Origin of the sequence: Marinobacterium ramblicola (assembly GCF_019084545.1) — a bacterium.
Taxonomy (GTDB): domain Bacteria; phylum Pseudomonadota; class Gammaproteobacteria; order Pseudomonadales; family Balneatricaceae; genus Marinobacterium_D; species Marinobacterium_D ramblicola.
In genome coordinates, this window is the sequence record NZ_JAHREP010000004.1 from 1 (window position 1) to 15,636 (window position 15,636).

Consider the following 15,636-nt stretch of genomic DNA (forward strand, 5'->3'; position numbering starts at 1 on the left):
ATAAATCAGTCAACGAACCGACAAAAAGGGGACATCTCAAACCGCGAAAAAGAGGACTTCTCAGACCGGCATTGACAGTATCAATGCCGTGGACGTTGGCCCACTGCTCAAGCAGCTCTCTGGCAGTGTCCGGGATCACTCGCTTGTCCTCGTCGCCCTGCCAGATCGACAGCCTCGGCCAGGGGCCGGTGTGGTCGCTGGCATCACGCACCAGATCGCCCCACTCCTGTGGCGATAGATCCTTTATAGGGACGGATCCGGCTCGGTCGGCATCGACACCGCAGTCGGTTAGCGCTGTGATGGAGTAACGTGCACATTTATAGGGAATACCGGCGATGATGCCGCCGCCCGCAAACAGCTCCGGGTAGGTAGACAGCATTACCGCGGTCATAGCGCCACCCGCCGAGAGGCCGGTCACAAAAACACGGCGGGTGTCCGACTGCTGCTTGTCCGCCAGATGATCGATCATCTGCTTGATGGAGAGCGCTTCCCCTTCCCCACGATCAATATCATTGCCCCAATCCGTCCACCAGAAGACCCAATCCAGATAATGACTGCCGTTGAACCAGTTGAAGCACAAAGAGCTGTTGTTGGCCTTCTGCTGCTCAGGCAGCAGCAAGGCAAAGCGCCAGCGATCGGCCAGCTCGACCCAGCCGCTCTCATCGTCATACGCGGATGCGCTCTGGCTGCACCCGTGCAATGCCACCACCAGCGGGCGGCCTTTTGGCAGGTCATCCGGGATATATTCGTACATGCGCAGATCACCGGGGTTTGAGCCGAAACCGGTCACTTCTGTGAGCGTAGCGGCGCGAGCCGGGCTCAAGCCGGCAAGCAATAGTGCTGTCAGCAACGCCACTATTAAAGCTTTTAAAGCCGGCTTCTGGATCGCTTTCGCATTCAAACCAATACCTAATCGATTGTGCATGTCCGTCTGCCTTCTGATTATTGGGGGTGTTTATAGCTGCCAGGCTGCAACTTCATAAGACGCTACTGGGAACCAATCAATACGAAAAGTGGGACCGGAGCCCTATTTCATTACAAGCCAACAAAAGCGTTCGCCTTGACGTACGTACCTAAAGGCGTACACTTTGGTGATTATTTAAACACAACAAAGGTGCGTCATGACCGGAATTACTGCAACTGAGGCGCGCAGCAACCTTTACCGATTGATTGATGAGACCGCCGAATCCCACCAACCCATCACTATCATGGGTAAACGGAACAAAGCAGTCCTGGTATCGGAGGAAGATTGGTCGGCCATTCAGGAGACACTTTACCTGCTATCTGTTCCAGGTATGCGGGAGTCTATTCGTGAGGGGATGGATACCCCTGTAGATGAGTTTGATGAGGAGCTGGATTGGTGACATGGAAGTTGGTTTACAGCAAGCAAGCTCAGAAAGATGCTAAGAAACTGGCCTCCAGCGGCCTCAAGTCCAAAGCTCAGGAGCTGTTGGCAATCATCGCCGAAGATCCTTACCGCAAGCCGCCTCCCTTCGAAAAGCTGGTGGGCGATCTTTCAGGCGCCTATTCACGCCGTATCAACATTCAGCACCGCCTGGTTTACCAAGTGCTTGATGAAGAGCAGGTAATAAAAGTGCTCCGGCTTTGGAGCCACTACGAGTAAGGCACAATCCAACAAAAATTTCGAAGCAGGTTTGTGCCTTACGACTGTTAGGCTCAGAGATTACCCCGCATCCGCAACCAACCCCGCCGCCTCAATCCCAAACACAGCACATTGCTCATCGATATCGGACAGGTCACCGCTGATCCCTACCGCGCCGACGATCTCGTTGTCGCTGTTACGGATCAGTACACCACCCGGCACCGGTACGATCTTACCCTGCGCCAGAGTATTCAGTGCGGAGATAAACGCCGGGCGGTTCTGTGCGTCCTCCCCCAGGGCGCGGGAGGATTTGCCCACGGCGACGGCGCCCCAGGCTTTGCCTATGGCCACGTCCGGGCGGATCATGCTGGCGCCGTCCTGGCGTTGCAGCGAGATCAGTGTGCCGCTGGCGTCCAGTATCGCCACGGTCAGCGGCGCGGTGTTCAGTTCAAGGCTTTTGCCGAATGCGGCGCGGGTGATGGTGATCGAGCTTTCCAGATCGAGTTTGCCCATTTTCCACTCTCCTCTAAGAGATTAATTGTATTTATTTGAAGCTAGAGTTCGGTTTTAAACGGTAAAACGGAACGCGAATGCGGTTATTGGAGATGGTTCGTTCAGGCCGGATCTAAATAGTCTGTACTGAGCGCATTGAACTGTTGCTGCTGGGCGAAGCGTCCGATCAGTTGCTTGGCATTGTGATCACAGTCGATATCGCTGCCGGTATGGAGCTGAAGCAGCGACCGGTAGACCGCTTTGACCCCTTCTTCGTAGGCCCGGTGGCCGTTGAAGTGGATCCGCACTCCCCGCTGGCGCAGTTCGTCGATGCTCAGCTCTGACTTGGCGTAGTCGATCAGCATCAGCGGCAGGTCGGTGACGCCGTTCAGCTGCTCCAGCAGCTCTTTTGATGTCTGCCCGAAAATACAGATGCCATCGACGCCGGTACGGCTGTAGGCCGCGACCCGTTCCAGGATCGCCGGTAGCGGCTGCTGGGCGTGGGTGCGGGCGAACAACGCCATGCCGCTATCCCTACGCGCGTTCAGCGCGGCGTGCAGTTTGCTGCAGCCCTCTTCGATGCTGCTCAGGTTCAGCTCCGGCTGTTTGTAGCGCCTGGGAATAACGGTGTCTTCGATGGTGATGACGGCGGCACCGGCGTGCTCGAGTTCGGTGACCGTGCGCATCACATTGAGGGCGTTGCCGTAGCCGTTGTCGCCATCGACGATCACCGGCAGGCTGGAGGCCTGACACACCCGGCGCGCCTGGTCGGCCAGTTCGCTGAGGGTCAGCAGGTAGATATCCGGCACGCCCAGCGCCATCAATGAGGTGACCGAGCCGCCGAGTATGCCGACCGAGAAGCCGATCTCCTGGGCCATGCGTGACGAGAGGGGGTCGAAGACCGAGGCGCATCGTACGCACTGCCGAGTCTCCAGCAGTTCACGTAGACGCAGTCGTGCAGCAGAACTCATGATCGGTACCTGTTTTAATCGATGGTAAAGCGTCGGAAGAAGTGCCCCCTCGCCAGGCGAGGGGGATGTTCGGTGTTACAGTGCGATCTGGGTGGCCAGACCTTGCTCGAGCGCCAGCTTGGCGGCAGCCGAAGCCACGGCGAGATCCTGCAGGCCCACGCCGGTGCCGTCGAACAGGGTGATCTCCTGGTCGTCACGACGGCCGGGATGGGTGCCGTTGATCACCTGGCCGATCGGTGTGATGTCATTTTCGCTGATCAGCCCTGAGGCCACGGCATGCTGCGCCTCACCGATGGAGATCGACTGGGCCACCTCATCGGTGAACAGGGTTGCCGCCGCCAGCAGCTCCGGATCGACCTCCATCTTGCCCTTGGTATCGGTGCCCATGCAGGCGATGTGGGTGCCCGGCTTGATCCAATCTTTCATCATCAGCGGTTCGAACGCCGAGGTGATGGTGATGATTACATCCGCCTGCGCGCCCAGCTGCTGCTGGTCTACCGCTTCGAACGGCACACGCAGCTCATCGCAGACCGCGGCCAGACGGCTCAGGTACTCCGGGTGCGGGTTCCACGCCACCACCTTTTCGAACTCGCGCTGCTCGAGGGCGGCGCGCAGCTGGAAGGTGGACTGGTGCCCTGCTCCGACCATGCCCAGTACCTTGGCGTCCCTGCGGGCCAGGTAGGCGATGGATACGGCCGACGCCGCGGCGGTGCGCACGGCGGTCAGGTAGTTGCCGCCGACCAGCGCCTTCAGGCGGCCGGTATCGGGGTCGAACAGGATCACCGTCGACTGGTGGTTGGTCAGGTTCTTTTGCACGTTGCCCGGCCAGTAGCCGCCGGATTTGACGCCGAGCACCATACCGGCGCGGTCAAATCCGGATTTGAAGCCGTACAGGGCATCGGCGTGGCCGATCGCCTCACGCACCACCGGGAAGTTGTAGGCATCGCCGCGCGCCATGGCGCCGAATACGCTCTCGACCGCCTTGAACGCCTCGGGCCGGCCGACGATCTGTTCGCAGACCGCTTCGGATACGATCGAGACCAGGGTGTCTCGCTCGGTTCCGTTTACACCTGCTGCATTAGCAAGAGTCGTCATTAAATCTCTCCTCTCGTGAAGCCTGCTGCCCCTGAGGGCAGCAGGAGTGGGATCAGTACGCCTTACCGCGGGCGGAGACCGGCCACAGGGTCTCGACCTTGCCGTTACGTACGCCGACGTAGTAGTCGTGTACGTTGCAGGTCGGGTCGCAGTGGCCCGGTACCAGGCGCAGCTTGTCGTTGACCTTCAGCACACCGGTCGGATCGGAGATCACGCCGTGCTCGTCGGAGCATTTGATGTACTCGACATCGTCGCGGCCGAAGATGAACGGCAGACCGCTGTCCACCGACTGCGCCTTCAGACCGGCGTCGCAGATCGCCTTGTCGGCCTTGGCGTGGCTCATGACGCTGGTGAGGATAAACAGCGCGTTCTCCCACTCCCCCTGGTCGATACGCTTGCCGTCTTTATCGAGAATGCGGCCGTAGTCGGCATCCATGAAAGCGTAGGAACCGCACTGCAGCTCGTTGTAGACGCCGGAGTTACTCTCGAAGTAGTAAGAGCCGGTGCCGCCGCCGGAGACCAGTTCCGGTTCCAGCCCCACCTCCTTGAGGCCATCCACGGCAGCCTTGACCTGCGCGATGGCGATATCCAGCTTCTCCTTGCGTGCCTCGTAGGTATCCAGGTGCTGCATGGCGCCCTGGTAGGCCTGGATGCCGGTGAACTTCAGGTTGGCGGCGGCGTCGATCGCCTGAGCGATCTGGACGACCGCTTCGGTGGTGGTGACGCCGCAACGGCCCGCGCCACAGTCGATCTCGACGAAGCACTCCAGCTCGGTACCGTGCTTTTGCGCGGCGGCGGACAGTTCGGCGACGTTGTCGATGTCATCGACGCAGACGATGGTGCGCGCACCCAATTTCGGCAGTTGCGCCAGGCGGTCCAGTTTCAGCGGATCGCGGACCTGGTTGGAGACCAGGATGTCCTTGATGCCGCCGCGGGCGAACACCTCGGCTTCGGAGACCTTCTGGCAGCAGACGCCGATGGCGCCGCCCAGTGTCTCCTGCAGCTTGGCCACATCCACCGACTTGTGCATCTTGCCGTGAACCCGGTGGCGCATGCCGTGGGCCTTGGCGTAGTCGCCCATCTTCTTGATGTTACGCTCCAGGGCGTCCAGATCGAGGATCAGGCAGGGGGTCTGGATATCGGCTTCATCCATGCCCGGCAGGGCTGGAACGTCGTAGCCTACTTCGAGGTCTTGCAGATCAGTTTGTGCGTTCACTTCAGTGCTCCTATATCTGTTGTCGTTTCAGCCGTTCACTTGAGCCAGGGCAGTTTGTCGAGGTCCACGTTGCCGCCGGTGATGATCACGCCGACGCGCTTGCCGCGGAAAACCTCCGGGTTCTTCAGGATGGTCGCCAGCGGCACGGCGCTGCTCGGCTCCATCACGATCTTCATCCGCTTCCAGATCAGCTTCATGGCATCGACGATCTCCTCCTCGGTGGCGGTGAGGATGTCGGTGACATGGTGGCTGACGAAGTGCCAGGTCAGATCCTTCAGCGGCACCTTCAGGCCGTCGGCCACGGTCTCCGGGGCGTCGTCGGCGATGATGTGACCGGCGCGGAACGAGCGTGCGGCGTCATCCGCATTCAGCGGCTCGGCGGCGTAGATCTTCACCTCAGGGGCGATGGTGGACAGGGTCAGGCAGGTGCCCGAGATCATGCCGCCACCGCCGATCGGTGCGATCACCGCATCCAGGTTCTCCACCTGGGAGTACAGCTCCTTGGAGCAGGTCGCCTGGCCGGCGATAACGCGCGGATCGTTGTACGGGTGGACGAACTCGGCACCGGACTCGGCCACCACCTCGGCGAAGGTGGCTTCGCGGGAGCTGGTGGAGGGCTCGCACTCGACGATCTTGCCGCCGTAGCCGATCACCGCATCCTTCTTCGCCTGCGGTGCGGTGCGCGGCATTACCACGGTGACCGGGATGCCGCGCCGGCCTGCCGCATAGGACAGGGACAGCGCGTGGTTACCGGAGGAGTGAGTGGCCACCCCTACCCTGGCCTGCTCTTCGGTCAGACCGAACACGGCGTTACAGGCGCCACGCACCTTGAACGCACCGGCCTTCTGGAAGTTCTCGCACTTGAAGAACAGCTCGGCGCCGGTCAGTTCGTTCAGGAACCGGGAGGTCAGCACCGGCGTTTCATGGATGTAGGGCTTGATCCGCTCATGGGCGATCAGTACATCGTCGTATGTTGGAATGTTCATCGTTGTCTCGCTCACGGCATACCTCGGTGATCGCAATTATTGGTTGGCAGCGGCGGTGGCGCGGTAGTACTCCTGCGCCGCACGTACACCCGAGCCCAGCTCAATCGGGTAGTCCAGATCGGCCATCGCCATCTCGATGGTGGCAAGGCCCGACAGACACATAACGTCGGTCAACGAGCCCAGGTGGCCGATACGGAACGCCTTGCCGTTCATCTGGCCCAGGCCGATGCCGAAGGAGACGCCGTAGGTGTTGAACGCGTGCTCGGTCAGCTTGTTGCTGTCGAAGCCTTCCGGTACGTAGATGGCGCTAACGGTGTCGGAGTACAGCTCCGGCGACTTGGCGCAAAGCTTCAGACCCCAGGCGTCAACCGCCTTGCGTACACCCTCCGCCAGGCGGAAGTGACGGGCGTAAACATTCTCCAGCCCCTCTTCGAACAGCATCTTCAGGCTCTCGCGCATGCCGTAGATCAGCTGCAGCGGCGGCGTGTAGGGGAAGCCGCCGTTGGCGTTGGCCGCCATCATGTCGCGGAAATCGAAGAAGGTGCGCGGCAGGGTTGCAGTCTCCATCGCCGCCAGTGCCTTCTGGCTGACGCCGAGAATCGCCATACCGGTGCTCAGCATGAAACCCTTCTGCGAACCGGAAACCGCGATATCAACGCCCCAGGCGTCCATCTCGAACGGCATGGAGGCCAGCGAGCTTACGCAGTCGACGAACAGCATCGCCGGGTGGCCGGCAGCATCCATCGCACGGCGAACAGCGGCGATATCGCTCTTAACGCCGGTGGCGGTTTCGTTATGGGTCGCCAGCACTACCTTGATCCTCTTGTCCTTGTCGGCGCGCAGCGCCTCTTCGAACTTGTCGGCCGGGGCACCTGAACCCCACTCGCAGTCGATCACCTGAACTTCGAGGCCATGACGCTGGCACATGTCGATCCAGCGGTGGGAAAACATGCCGTAGCGCGCCACCAGTACCGTGTCACCCGCGGACAGGGTGTTGGTGATAGAGGCTTCCCATCCGCCGGTACCGCTGGCCGGGAAGGTGATCACCTGCCCCGTTTCGGTACCGAATACACGCTTGCAGTCCTGCAGCACGGGCGCGAAGGTCTCGACGAAATCCGGCGCGCGGTGGTCACGGGTCTGCATATGCATGGCGTTGAGCAACCGATCAGGAATGTTGGTCGGGCCTGGTATGAAAACGGGGTTCTGGTCTGACATGGTGATTCGCTCTTATTGGTAATACTTAAGTCGATACCAACATATGAAGAACCCAGATCAACCGCAATACGCAAAGATTTCACATTACGAAATACTTGATTTATCGGTCAGATTTTTTAATAACTACTTGTATATAAAGTGCTTTATTTATTCCAACCGGCAAAAACCATGAATTTCACAATATGAAAATTGGTATTTTTTTATTGCGATGTGGTAGATTGAGCGAAAATTACACATTGTGAAATTTAGATCCTCAAGACCTGATTCACAGATAAAGCGCCATTTTCAAAGAGTTATCCCAGGAGGCCTGTCATGTCAGAATCTAAACCGGAAGCCCGTATCCAGGTCATCGACCGGGCCGCCATCCTGCTGGATGTGATCTCCCGGTACTCAAAACCGGTGAAACTGAAGGTGTTGAGTGCGGATGCCGGACTGCACCCTTCTACCGCGTACCGGATACTGCACTCGCTGATCGATAACCGCTTCGTCGAGCGTAGCGGTGCCGGCGAGTACCGGCTCGGCCAGCGCCTGCTGCAGCTCAGCAACCGCCTGCACACCGATATCGACCTGCGCGCGGTGGCGATGCCCTATATGGCGAAGTTAAGGGACAAGCTGGGGGAGACGATCAACCTGACGATCCGCGAGGGCGATGTTGTGATCTATTTCGACAAGGCCACGCCGAACCGGATGATGCATGTGCAGCAGATCGTCGGCAGCCGGGCACCGCTGCATGTCACCGGTGTCGGCAAACTGATGCTGGGCAAGGGTGGTGCCCAGGAGATCGCCGGTTATGCCCAGCGCACCAACCTGCCCGCCTATACCCGCAACACCTTCAATTCACTGAAAGCGCTGACCGAAGAGTGCCTGGCCGCAGCCGAGCGCGGATATGCGCTGGATAACGAGGAAGCGGAGATCGGCGTCGGCTGCATCGGGGTGCTGATCTACGATCAGAGCAACCAGCCGGTGGCCGGGCTGTCGCTGTCGGCCCCAATGGAGCGGCGCAAGGATGAGTGGATTGAGGATGTGGTCGCGGCGGGTAAGGCGATCTCCGAGCAGTTGGGGTATCGACCGGAGTAAGGCAACACCGGTCGCCCCACTCTGTATCGGCTAACCTACCGAAACGGAATCTTCCCTGTCGGCGGCGCTGTTGCCGCCCCTGTTCTCCAGCGCGACAACCTGGTTGCGCCCCTGCTGCTTGGCGGTATAGAGCGCATCGTCGGCCAGGCTTATCCAGTCGTCCAGTGTCGCCCCTTCATCCTCGTGAAGCGCGATACCGATCGATACCGTGTAGTGAATTGTTTGCCCCTGGTAGTCAACCGCATCGTCCTGCACCAACCCACGCAGTCGCTCGGCAAGCGCATGGGCGCCCTCTTGGTTGACACGCGGCAAGAGGATCAGGAACTCCTCGCCCCCCCAACGGGAAGCGGTATCCTCGAGCCGGATCGCACTGCGCACCGCGTCGGCGAAACATTTAATCACCTGATCGCCCGCCGCGTGGCCGTAACGGTCGTTGATCTCTTTGAAGTAGTCGAGGTCGACCATCAACAGCGCCCCCGACTCGCCATAACGGCTGAAACGGTGGAACTGTGTCTCCAGCACCTCTGCCATCGACCGTCGATTGGGAAGACCGGTCAGATGGTCGGTCTGCGCCAGGCGAGTCAGCTCGGCCATCAGCGCATCCACCAGGCTCTCCCAGCGGGTGAAGATGCGGTAGTTGAACACCCCGATCGACAGCACGATCAGGGCGACGACCCAAAAGAAGATCCAGACCGTGGAGGTCAGCACCTCCGTCGCGTTCATCAACGGCGAGTCGGACACCCCGGACAAAGCGGTTTCAACCCGCTCGACGCCCAGTTTGATGGTCAGAAAGCCGTAACCCAGAACGCCGAGTACCAATACCATCACCAGCCGCAATACGCGACGGCTCAGATCTTCCACCTCAGGCGCACGCAGGATGGAGCGCTCCGCCTGCCAACGGGCCATAAAGGGGTGGGTGAGAAACAGAATCGGGCCGACGATAAACATCGACTGCAGGAAAGCGCCCAACCACCAGCCCTGCCAGATCGGCAGCAATCCAAGAGTGTCGACTTGGTTGGTATAGCACCATATAAGTGCACCGGCGGAGCTGAATATCGCGCCGATGAAGTTAATCAGTACAAAGAAAGCAAGGGACTGAATGCTGCGAAGATCACGGGGAATACGGATAGCGCGATAACCGATCGAGACGGCGGCGAAACCCAGAGGATCTGCGAAACTGAACAGCAATGCCCAATCCAGCGGCATCCCTGAATAGAGCGCCAGCACTAAAGTGGCGATGTACGCAGGTATTGCGCCCCAAAGCCAGCCGAAACAGAGTGTCCACCAGAGGCATATCAGCAAAGGCGGGTAGATGGTGATAAATACTTCGATACCGCCGAACGGCAGAGGCAGGCCTGACCATCCCTCGACGACGACGAGCAGACCGAAGGCGATGGAGGCAACAAGCGACAGCAGCCATCCACCGAGTACAGCCTTCTTTTCGGTGGGCGTCCCATATTGCCGCAGACGCGCGAACGTCATCGACAAGTAGGGCTCTTCTCCCTTCACCAGCCCGAGACGCGCAGCCAACTTCTTTGAAAGCATTCCAGACATCCTGCACTTGGAGCTTTTTCTGTTTTAGAAAGAATAGTCGTTAAACTCCATCTATGTATTAGACCGGCGACGGTATTGGATGAATTCGAACTATAAAACAGCCGCATCCGCAGCGGCCACGACAGTGGTGTCCCCCTAACTCTTCGGAGTCCTGACAGGTCAGGTTACTACCGCCCTCGGCAGTGAAAGGAATTGATTTCCTACCGTTTCACCCCGCTGAGCAGCTCCACACGTTCTGAATCGTAAAAATATTAGAAACGCTCCTCACAGATAGGAACGACTCGAATTAAGAGACGATGTGGTAAATCGCAGACTAGTTTGATCCTGATCGCAGCTGAAACAGGCTTTCTTTGATTGTGCTAACAAGCCGGGTTGTTGCTTCGTTAATATGTGTGGAGACGATGAGTGTGTTCTCTGTTTGCGGCAGTGTGGGTAACCCCTCGTCAATAATGATCATTCCAGATTCAAGGGCCATCTTTGGAATAACACCAATGCCAATACCCGCTCGCACGGCCGCGAGTATGCTGGTCCAACTGTGACTGGTAAAAGCGACGCGATGCGGTAGGTTATATTGCTTCAGTAGGCGAAGTGCCTCATCCCTGCCCAAACTGCCCTCCGGAAGTAAGGCTAGCGGGATAGGGGCGCTAGGCTGCAGTGGATGTGCTTCCGCCTTTACCCAGACCAATTGGTCGTGCCCAAGGCACAGACCAATGCCCGACAACGACGACATGTCGACCAGCGCTATATCGAGTTCTCCATCTGCGACCAGTGACGCTAGATAGTGGGGACGATAATCGCAAACGACCTCAAGCCTCACCTCTGGGTAGGAGAGCGCGTAAGTCTGAAGTAATGGAGTGAGCGACTCCGTTACATAATGGTCGTGGGTGCCAAGACGTACCTTTCCCTTAATGCCAGCATTTAGAAAGGTACCCAGAATCCGGTCGTGCAGACCGAGCAGCTGATGGGCGTGAGACCGAAGTTCTTCACCCGCCGCCGTTAGCTTGACTCCATATTGAGCACGCTCTAGCAGTGTTACCGTTACCAAAGTTTCAAGGCGGCTCAACTGCATGCTGACGGTAGATGGCGCCCGATGCAGCTGTTTGGCTGCTACCGTGAGGTTGAGCGTATCAGAGACTACAACGAAGGTGCGCAGCAACGAGATAGGCAGGTCAGTCATAAACTGGCTTCAATTTTTTTGAGTGAAATCGTCACTATTTATCTATTTGTAAAATAGCCCAACCGAGTATTTGTTAACCCAGCAATTAAGGAATCCCATTATCGAATCGAAGATCAAAGACCTATACGACACTTACTCCTAACCATAGCTTGATGGGAGATTCATTTCGTCCAACAACCAATCACGAAACTCTCTGGCGATGGCTCGCTCCCTGTTCAACCCGGGGCTGACTACGTAATACGCCTGGGCGCATCGCATCGGACGATCAACCAGCACCTCCAACTTGCCGGCCTCCAACTCGGTAGACAGCAGTTCTTTGGAGCCCAATACCACCCCCTGCCCGGAGATGGCCGCCTCCAGTGCCAGCAGTCCATTGCCAAACTGCAACACCTTACAGGCGTTCAGCTCCTCCTGGCCCTGCTGTCGGAACCACTCTCGCCAGCCGCAAAGATCCTCAAAGCGAGCCAGGGTGCGATCACATAACAGGGTGTCAGAATTCAATGCCATGAATGCGGCTTCGGAACTCAGCCCCGGTTTGCACATCGGCACAAGATCAAGATGCATCATGCGCTGCAGTTCCAGATCATCATAGTCGCCATAGCCCAGTCGCACCGACACATCGATCCCGGCTCGCTTGAGTTGCGATACACCAAATCCACTGTCACGACATGAGTCAACCGAGTGCAAGCTCGCCTGTAGCCGCACTTCGGCGTCGGGGAACTGGGCATAGAAACGGTGCAAACGCGGTACGATCCATTTGGTGGCGAACAGCGGTTCGGCACAGACGGTGATCACTTTGCGCTCTTCACTGTACAGGCGAATTTTATCGACGGCGTTGGCCAGAACCTGGAAGCCCTCATGCAGCTCGGGCAGGGACGCGCGCGCGGCGGGGGTCAGGCTGACGCGACGGTGATGTCGCACAAACAGCTCAACTCCCAGATACTCCTCAAGTGCTTTGACCTGGTGACTGATCGCTGCCGGGGTGACATTCAGCTCCTTCGCCGCCTTGGCGAAGCTTTTGGTGCGCGCGGCAACCTCGAAATACGAGAGTGCGATGAGCGGGGGGAGTCGTGACATAACAAGTACTCTTACTCTTCAGAGCTGCCACTGTAGCAACACATCAGCTGAATAGTTGGCCCTTCTGGCACAACTATTCAGCGATGCACCTCCTGCACCGGTTCAGCTCGCTTGCGCTTCCGCTAGCTGCTGACGCAGGACGAACTTCTGGATCTTTCCGGTTGAGGTTGTGGGGATACGTTCGAAGATAATTTTCTTCGGCGCCTTGAAGCGGCTCATGTTTTGCCGACAGAACTCGATCAGCTCCTGCTCGGTCAGTTCGCTGCCGATACGCAGCTGCACGAATGCCGCAGGCACTTCACCCCACTTTTCATCGGGAAGAGGCACCACCGCCGCGAGCTCGACATCGGGGTGGCGCTGGATAACATCCTCAACCTCCAGCGAGGAGATGTTCTCTCCCCCCGAGATGATCACATCTTTCGACCGGTCAGAGATCTTGATGTAGCCATCCTCATGCACGACCGCCAGATCGCCAGTATGGAACCAGCCGCCTGCAAACGCCTCTTCGGTAGCTGGCTCGTTGCGCAGATACCCCTTCATAACGATGTTGCCCCGGAACATGATCTCGCCCACGGTCTTGCCATCGGCGGGGACCGGCTGCATCGTGTTCGGGTCAAGCACCACGACCTCTTCCTGAAGCGGGTAGGTCACCCCCTGGCGTCCGTTGAGTTGAACCCTTTCCTCCAGGGTGCGACCAGCCCAATCATCCTGCTTGACGCATACGGTGGCAGGGCCATAGGTTTCGGTCAGACCATAGACATGGGTGAGTTCGATCCCGATTCGCTCCATCTTCGCCAGCACGGCCGCTGGCGGCGCGGCACCGGCAATCAGCCCGGAAACCTTGTGCTCGATCGGCGAGGACTGGACCGAGGCGGCATCAGCGATCATCGAATGTACGATCGGTGCACCACAGTAGTGTGTGACGCCATGTTGCTTGATCAGCTGCAGAATCAGCTCCGGGTCGACCTTGCGCAAACAGATGTTCGTGCCGCCAATCGCTGCCAGCGTCCAGGGGAAGCACCAGCCGTTGCAGTGAAACATCGGTAAGGTCCACAGGTAGACCACATTAGAGGCGATGCCCCAGGACAGGACATTACTGACCGCATTCAGATAGGCGCCACGATGGTGGGTTACCACCCCCTTCGGATTGCCCGTTGTACCCGAGGTGTAGCCTAATGCGATTGCATCCCACTCGTCGGACGGTGGATTGCACTCGGCCAATTCAGATTGCTCGGCAAGCAAAGCTTCGTATTCGAGGTTACCGATAGAGGCATCCAGGCCGCAGCTCGGATCGGCAACATTGATGACGATAGGCGCCGGGCTATCGAGCAGCGACAGCGCTTTCTCGACGACGCCAGTGTACTCCGGATCCACCAGCAGCAGCCGAGTCCGGCTATGATTAAGGATAAAGGCAACCGCCTCCGCATCCAGGCGGATATTGATTGAGTTTAGTACCGCCCCCGTCATCGGCACCCCGAAATGCGCTTCATACATTGCGGGCACATTTGGCAGCATGACGGAGACAGTATCGCCCCTGGAGATACCGTAGCCCTTCAATACCGAGGCCAGCTGACGGCAACGTTGATAGGTTTCAGCCCAGGTAAAGGATATGTCGCCATATATCAATGCGATGCTATCAGCATAAACAGACGCCGCCCGTTTGATAAAACTTAGCGGAGAGAGCGCCACGTAATTGGCTGGCGTCTTTTCGAGCGCCTGATTATAAGAACATAACCCGTTCATAATATTTGTACTCTTATTTTTTAACGAAAAAGTAGACCAGGATTAAATCAGGCTGGGTCTCTGTTACCCGCCAGCGGACAGAGCCGGCTTTCGCCGGCGAACGTTGGGCACGGGTTACCGAGTCGGCTGCACCCAGGTCGGCTTGCGCTTTTCCAGGAACGCATCAATGCCCTCCCCTGCATCGGGGCTCATCATGTTTTCAGCCATCACGTTACCTGCGAACTCATAGGCTTCAGACAACGACATCTGCCGTTGCGGGTTGAACATGGACTTGCCATAGCGGACGGCAGAAGGACTTTTGCTCAGAATTTTCACCACTTTCGCGGCGACAGCATCATCCAGCTCTTCGTCGGCCACGACACTGCTGATCAGCCCCCAATCCAGCGCCGTCTCGGCATCGATGACATCACCGGTCACCAGCATATCGAAGGCGCGTTTGGCCGAGATGCTTCTTGAGAGCGCAACAGCGGGCGTTGAACAAAACAATCCAACGTTTATGCCCGGTACTGCGAAGCGCGCTGATCTGGCGGCGATAACCAGATCACAGCTGGCGACCAGCTGACAGCCAGCAGCCGCCGCGATACCGCTGACTTTTGCAATCACCGGAACCGGCAGTGCAACGATACTCTGCATCATTTTGCCGCAGCGCTTGAACAACGCTTGATAGTATTCCCGCTCCGGATGCGAGCGCATCTCCTGCAGATCATGGCCCGCACAGAAACCGCGACCTTCAGCGCTAATCACCACACAGCGAACACTGGGATCCACCGCGATATCGTCCAGTTCGGTTTGCAAAGCGATCAACATCGCTTCAGACAGGGTATTCAGTTTGTCCGGCCGGTTCAGGGAAAGGAAGACCGCACCGTTACTATCGGTTCTAAGAAGAATGTCTTCATTTGATGAATTGATACGCACGCTTTCTCTCCTAGAAATATCGAGTTTACGAATGATTGATTTCGACACTGGCCGTTATTGAGTTCCTGATAAAGCAGTTCTTGTGTGCTCTTTCATGGATTTTTTTAATCATTTCCTGGTCAGGAGACTTATCACCACCAAAAACGATCTTCGGTGTCAAAATTATACGTGTAACTTCCATCCCACCTTTTAAGCTTTTTTCCAGAAATCCCTGTGGATTATCCTGATAGGACTCGACCTTGAACCCCTGAAACTCTGCAATCGCCAGGAAAAACAACATATGACAGCTGGATACCGCGCTCACAAGCATCTGTTCTGGATCAGCGCAATCTGGATCGCCCTTGAAATCGACAGACGCCGAAACATCAAGCTTCTGATTGCCGTTCAACGTAACAACATGATTGCGAGAGTATGTTTTTTCATCTGTGTCATGCGGTTTCTGGTACCAGCATATTTCTGCTTCATGTATAGACATCTGATAGAACCTTCTTATTCGTTTACCTGAGCAACTCTCT

Annotated in this window: 16 protein-coding genes; 3 read left to right on the forward strand and 13 right to left on the reverse strand. The window is 57.6% G+C overall.

The features are described 5' to 3' along the window. Nucleotides 1–925 (reverse strand): extracellular catalytic domain type 1 short-chain-length polyhydroxyalkanoate depolymerase (locus KQ940_RS03620; RefSeq protein ID WP_217411818.1); only part of this gene is annotated, 925 nt, incomplete at its 3' end. Between the two features lie 196 nt (nt 926–1,121). Between KQ940_RS03620 and KQ940_RS03625 the strand changes: the two genes are divergently transcribed. Both KQ940_RS03625 and KQ940_RS03630 read left to right on the forward strand, forming a co-directional pair. Next, nucleotides 1,122–1,364, forward strand: a complete 243-nt coding sequence (locus KQ940_RS03625) for a type II toxin-antitoxin system Phd/YefM family antitoxin (protein WP_217411820.1) — start codon at nt 1,122–1,124, stop codon at nt 1,362–1,364. Then, nucleotides 1,361–1,624 carry a Txe/YoeB family addiction module toxin gene (locus KQ940_RS03630; RefSeq protein WP_217412228.1) on the forward strand — a complete coding sequence of 88 codons (264 nt, stop codon included), beginning with the start codon at nt 1,361–1,363 and terminating at the stop codon, nt 1,622–1,624. Before KQ940_RS03625 ends, KQ940_RS03630 begins: the two co-directional genes overlap by 4 nt. A 60-nt stretch (nt 1,625–1,684) precedes the next feature. On the opposite strand, the gene KQ940_RS03635 is transcribed toward KQ940_RS03630, so the two are convergent. The 6 genes from KQ940_RS03635 to bhcA form a co-directional block, all read right to left on the reverse strand. Beyond that, nucleotides 1,685–2,116 (reverse strand): GlcG/HbpS family heme-binding protein, encoded by a 432-nt coding sequence (locus tag KQ940_RS03635; RefSeq protein WP_217411822.1) that lies wholly within the window; start codon nt 2,114–2,116, stop codon nt 1,685–1,687. Between the two features lie 101 nt (nt 2,117–2,217). Further along, on the reverse strand, nt 2,218–3,066 hold the full coding sequence (locus KQ940_RS03640; RefSeq protein WP_217411824.1) for an isocitrate lyase/PEP mutase family protein: 849 nt from the start codon (nt 3,064–3,066) through the stop codon (nt 2,218–2,220). A 75-nt stretch (nt 3,067–3,141) separates the two neighbouring features. Then, nucleotides 3,142–4,161 carry an iminosuccinate reductase BhcD gene (gene bhcD, locus KQ940_RS03645; RefSeq protein ID WP_217411826.1) on the reverse strand — a complete coding sequence of 340 codons (1,020 nt, stop codon included), beginning with the start codon at nt 4,159–4,161 and terminating at the stop codon, nt 3,142–3,144. Between the two features lie 52 nt (nt 4,162–4,213). After that, nucleotides 4,214–5,377, reverse strand: a complete 1,164-nt coding sequence (gene bhcC, locus KQ940_RS03650; RefSeq protein WP_343222608.1) for a 3-hydroxy-D-aspartate aldolase BhcC — start codon at nt 5,375–5,377, stop codon at nt 4,214–4,216. A 35-nt stretch (nt 5,378–5,412) separates the two neighbouring features. Beyond that, on the reverse strand, nt 5,413–6,363 hold the full coding sequence (gene bhcB, locus KQ940_RS03655) for a beta-hydroxyaspartate dehydratase BhcB (protein WP_217411828.1): 951 nt from the start codon (nt 6,361–6,363) through the stop codon (nt 5,413–5,415). Nucleotides 6,364–6,399: 36 nt separating this feature from the next. Next, a complete protein-coding gene (bhcA, locus tag KQ940_RS03660; protein WP_217411830.1) occupies nt 6,400–7,578 on the reverse strand; it encodes an L-aspartate--glyoxylate aminotransferase BhcA in 1,179 nt (392 codons plus the stop codon). A gap of 312 nt (nt 7,579–7,890) precedes the next feature. Here bhcA and KQ940_RS03665 point away from each other — a divergent pair, with 312 nt between their 5' ends. After that, nucleotides 7,891–8,655, forward strand: coding sequence for an IclR family transcriptional regulator (locus KQ940_RS03665; protein ID WP_217411833.1), 765 nt, complete (start codon nt 7,891–7,893; stop codon nt 8,653–8,655). Nucleotides 8,656–8,685: 30 nt separating this feature from the next. On the opposite strand, the gene KQ940_RS03670 is transcribed toward KQ940_RS03665, so the two are convergent. The 6 genes from KQ940_RS03670 to KQ940_RS03695 all read right to left on the reverse strand — a co-directional run bounded on the left by KQ940_RS03670 (nt 8,686) and on the right by KQ940_RS03695 (nt 15,596). After that, complete coding sequence (locus tag KQ940_RS03670) at nt 8,686–10,200, reverse strand: sensor domain-containing diguanylate cyclase (protein ID WP_217411835.1); 1,515 nt, start codon at nt 10,198–10,200, stop codon at nt 8,686–8,688. Between the two features lie 322 nt (nt 10,201–10,522). Continuing rightward, nucleotides 10,523–11,386 carry a LysR family transcriptional regulator gene (locus KQ940_RS03675; protein ID WP_217411837.1) on the reverse strand — a complete coding sequence of 288 codons (864 nt, stop codon included), beginning with the start codon at nt 11,384–11,386 and terminating at the stop codon, nt 10,523–10,525. Between the two features lie 138 nt (nt 11,387–11,524). Beyond that, on the reverse strand, nt 11,525–12,463 hold the full coding sequence (locus tag KQ940_RS03680; RefSeq protein WP_217411839.1) for a LysR family transcriptional regulator: 939 nt from the start codon (nt 12,461–12,463) through the stop codon (nt 11,525–11,527). Nucleotides 12,464–12,565: 102 nt separating this feature from the next. After that, nucleotides 12,566–14,206, reverse strand: a complete 1,641-nt coding sequence (locus tag KQ940_RS03685) for an acyl-CoA synthetase (RefSeq protein ID WP_217411841.1) — start codon at nt 14,204–14,206, stop codon at nt 12,566–12,568. A 114-nt stretch (nt 14,207–14,320) separates the two neighbouring features. Next, nucleotides 14,321–15,121, reverse strand: coding sequence for an enoyl-CoA hydratase (locus tag KQ940_RS03690; protein WP_425515617.1), 801 nt, complete (start codon nt 15,119–15,121; stop codon nt 14,321–14,323). A 25-nt stretch (nt 15,122–15,146) separates the two neighbouring features. Then, the gene (locus KQ940_RS03695) at nt 15,147–15,596 is read right to left on the reverse strand and encodes an OsmC family protein (RefSeq protein WP_217411843.1); all 450 of its coding nucleotides are present in this window, start codon (nt 15,594–15,596) and stop codon (nt 15,147–15,149) included. Between the last annotated feature and the right edge of the window lie 40 nt (nt 15,597–15,636).

Bases quoted from the DNA above. Each gene is read 5' to 3' on its own strand.
- KQ940_RS03625 (WP_217411820.1), top strand. From the start codon at position 1,122: ATGACCGGAATTACTGCAACTGAGGCGCGCAGCAACCTTTACCGATTG.
- KQ940_RS03635 (WP_217411822.1), bottom strand. From the start codon at position 2,116: ATGGGCAAACTCGATCTGGAAAGCTCGATCACCATCACCCGCGCCGCA.
- KQ940_RS03640 (WP_217411824.1), bottom strand. From the start codon at position 3,066: ATGAGTTCTGCTGCACGACTGCGTCTACGTGAACTGCTGGAGACTCGG.
- bhcD (WP_217411826.1), bottom strand. From the start codon at position 4,161: ATGACGACTCTTGCTAATGCAGCAGGTGTAAACGGAACCGAGCGAGAC.
- bhcB (WP_217411828.1), bottom strand. From the start codon at position 6,363: ATGAACATTCCAACATACGACGATGTACTGATCGCCCATGAGCGGATC.
- bhcA (WP_217411830.1), bottom strand. From the start codon at position 7,578: ATGTCAGACCAGAACCCCGTTTTCATACCAGGCCCGACCAACATTCCT.
- KQ940_RS03665 (WP_217411833.1), top strand. From the start codon at position 7,891: ATGTCAGAATCTAAACCGGAAGCCCGTATCCAGGTCATCGACCGGGCC.
- KQ940_RS03670 (WP_217411835.1), bottom strand. From the start codon at position 10,200: ATGCTTTCAAAGAAGTTGGCTGCGCGTCTCGGGCTGGTGAAGGGAGAA.
- KQ940_RS03675 (WP_217411837.1), bottom strand. From the start codon at position 11,386: ATGACTGACCTGCCTATCTCGTTGCTGCGCACCTTCGTTGTAGTCTCT.
- KQ940_RS03680 (WP_217411839.1), bottom strand. From the start codon at position 12,463: ATGTCACGACTCCCCCCGCTCATCGCACTCTCGTATTTCGAGGTTGCC.
- KQ940_RS03685 (WP_217411841.1), bottom strand. From the start codon at position 14,206: ATGAACGGGTTATGTTCTTATAATCAGGCGCTCGAAAAGACGCCAGCC.
- KQ940_RS03695 (WP_217411843.1), bottom strand. From the start codon at position 15,596: ATGTCTATACATGAAGCAGAAATATGCTGGTACCAGAAACCGCATGAC.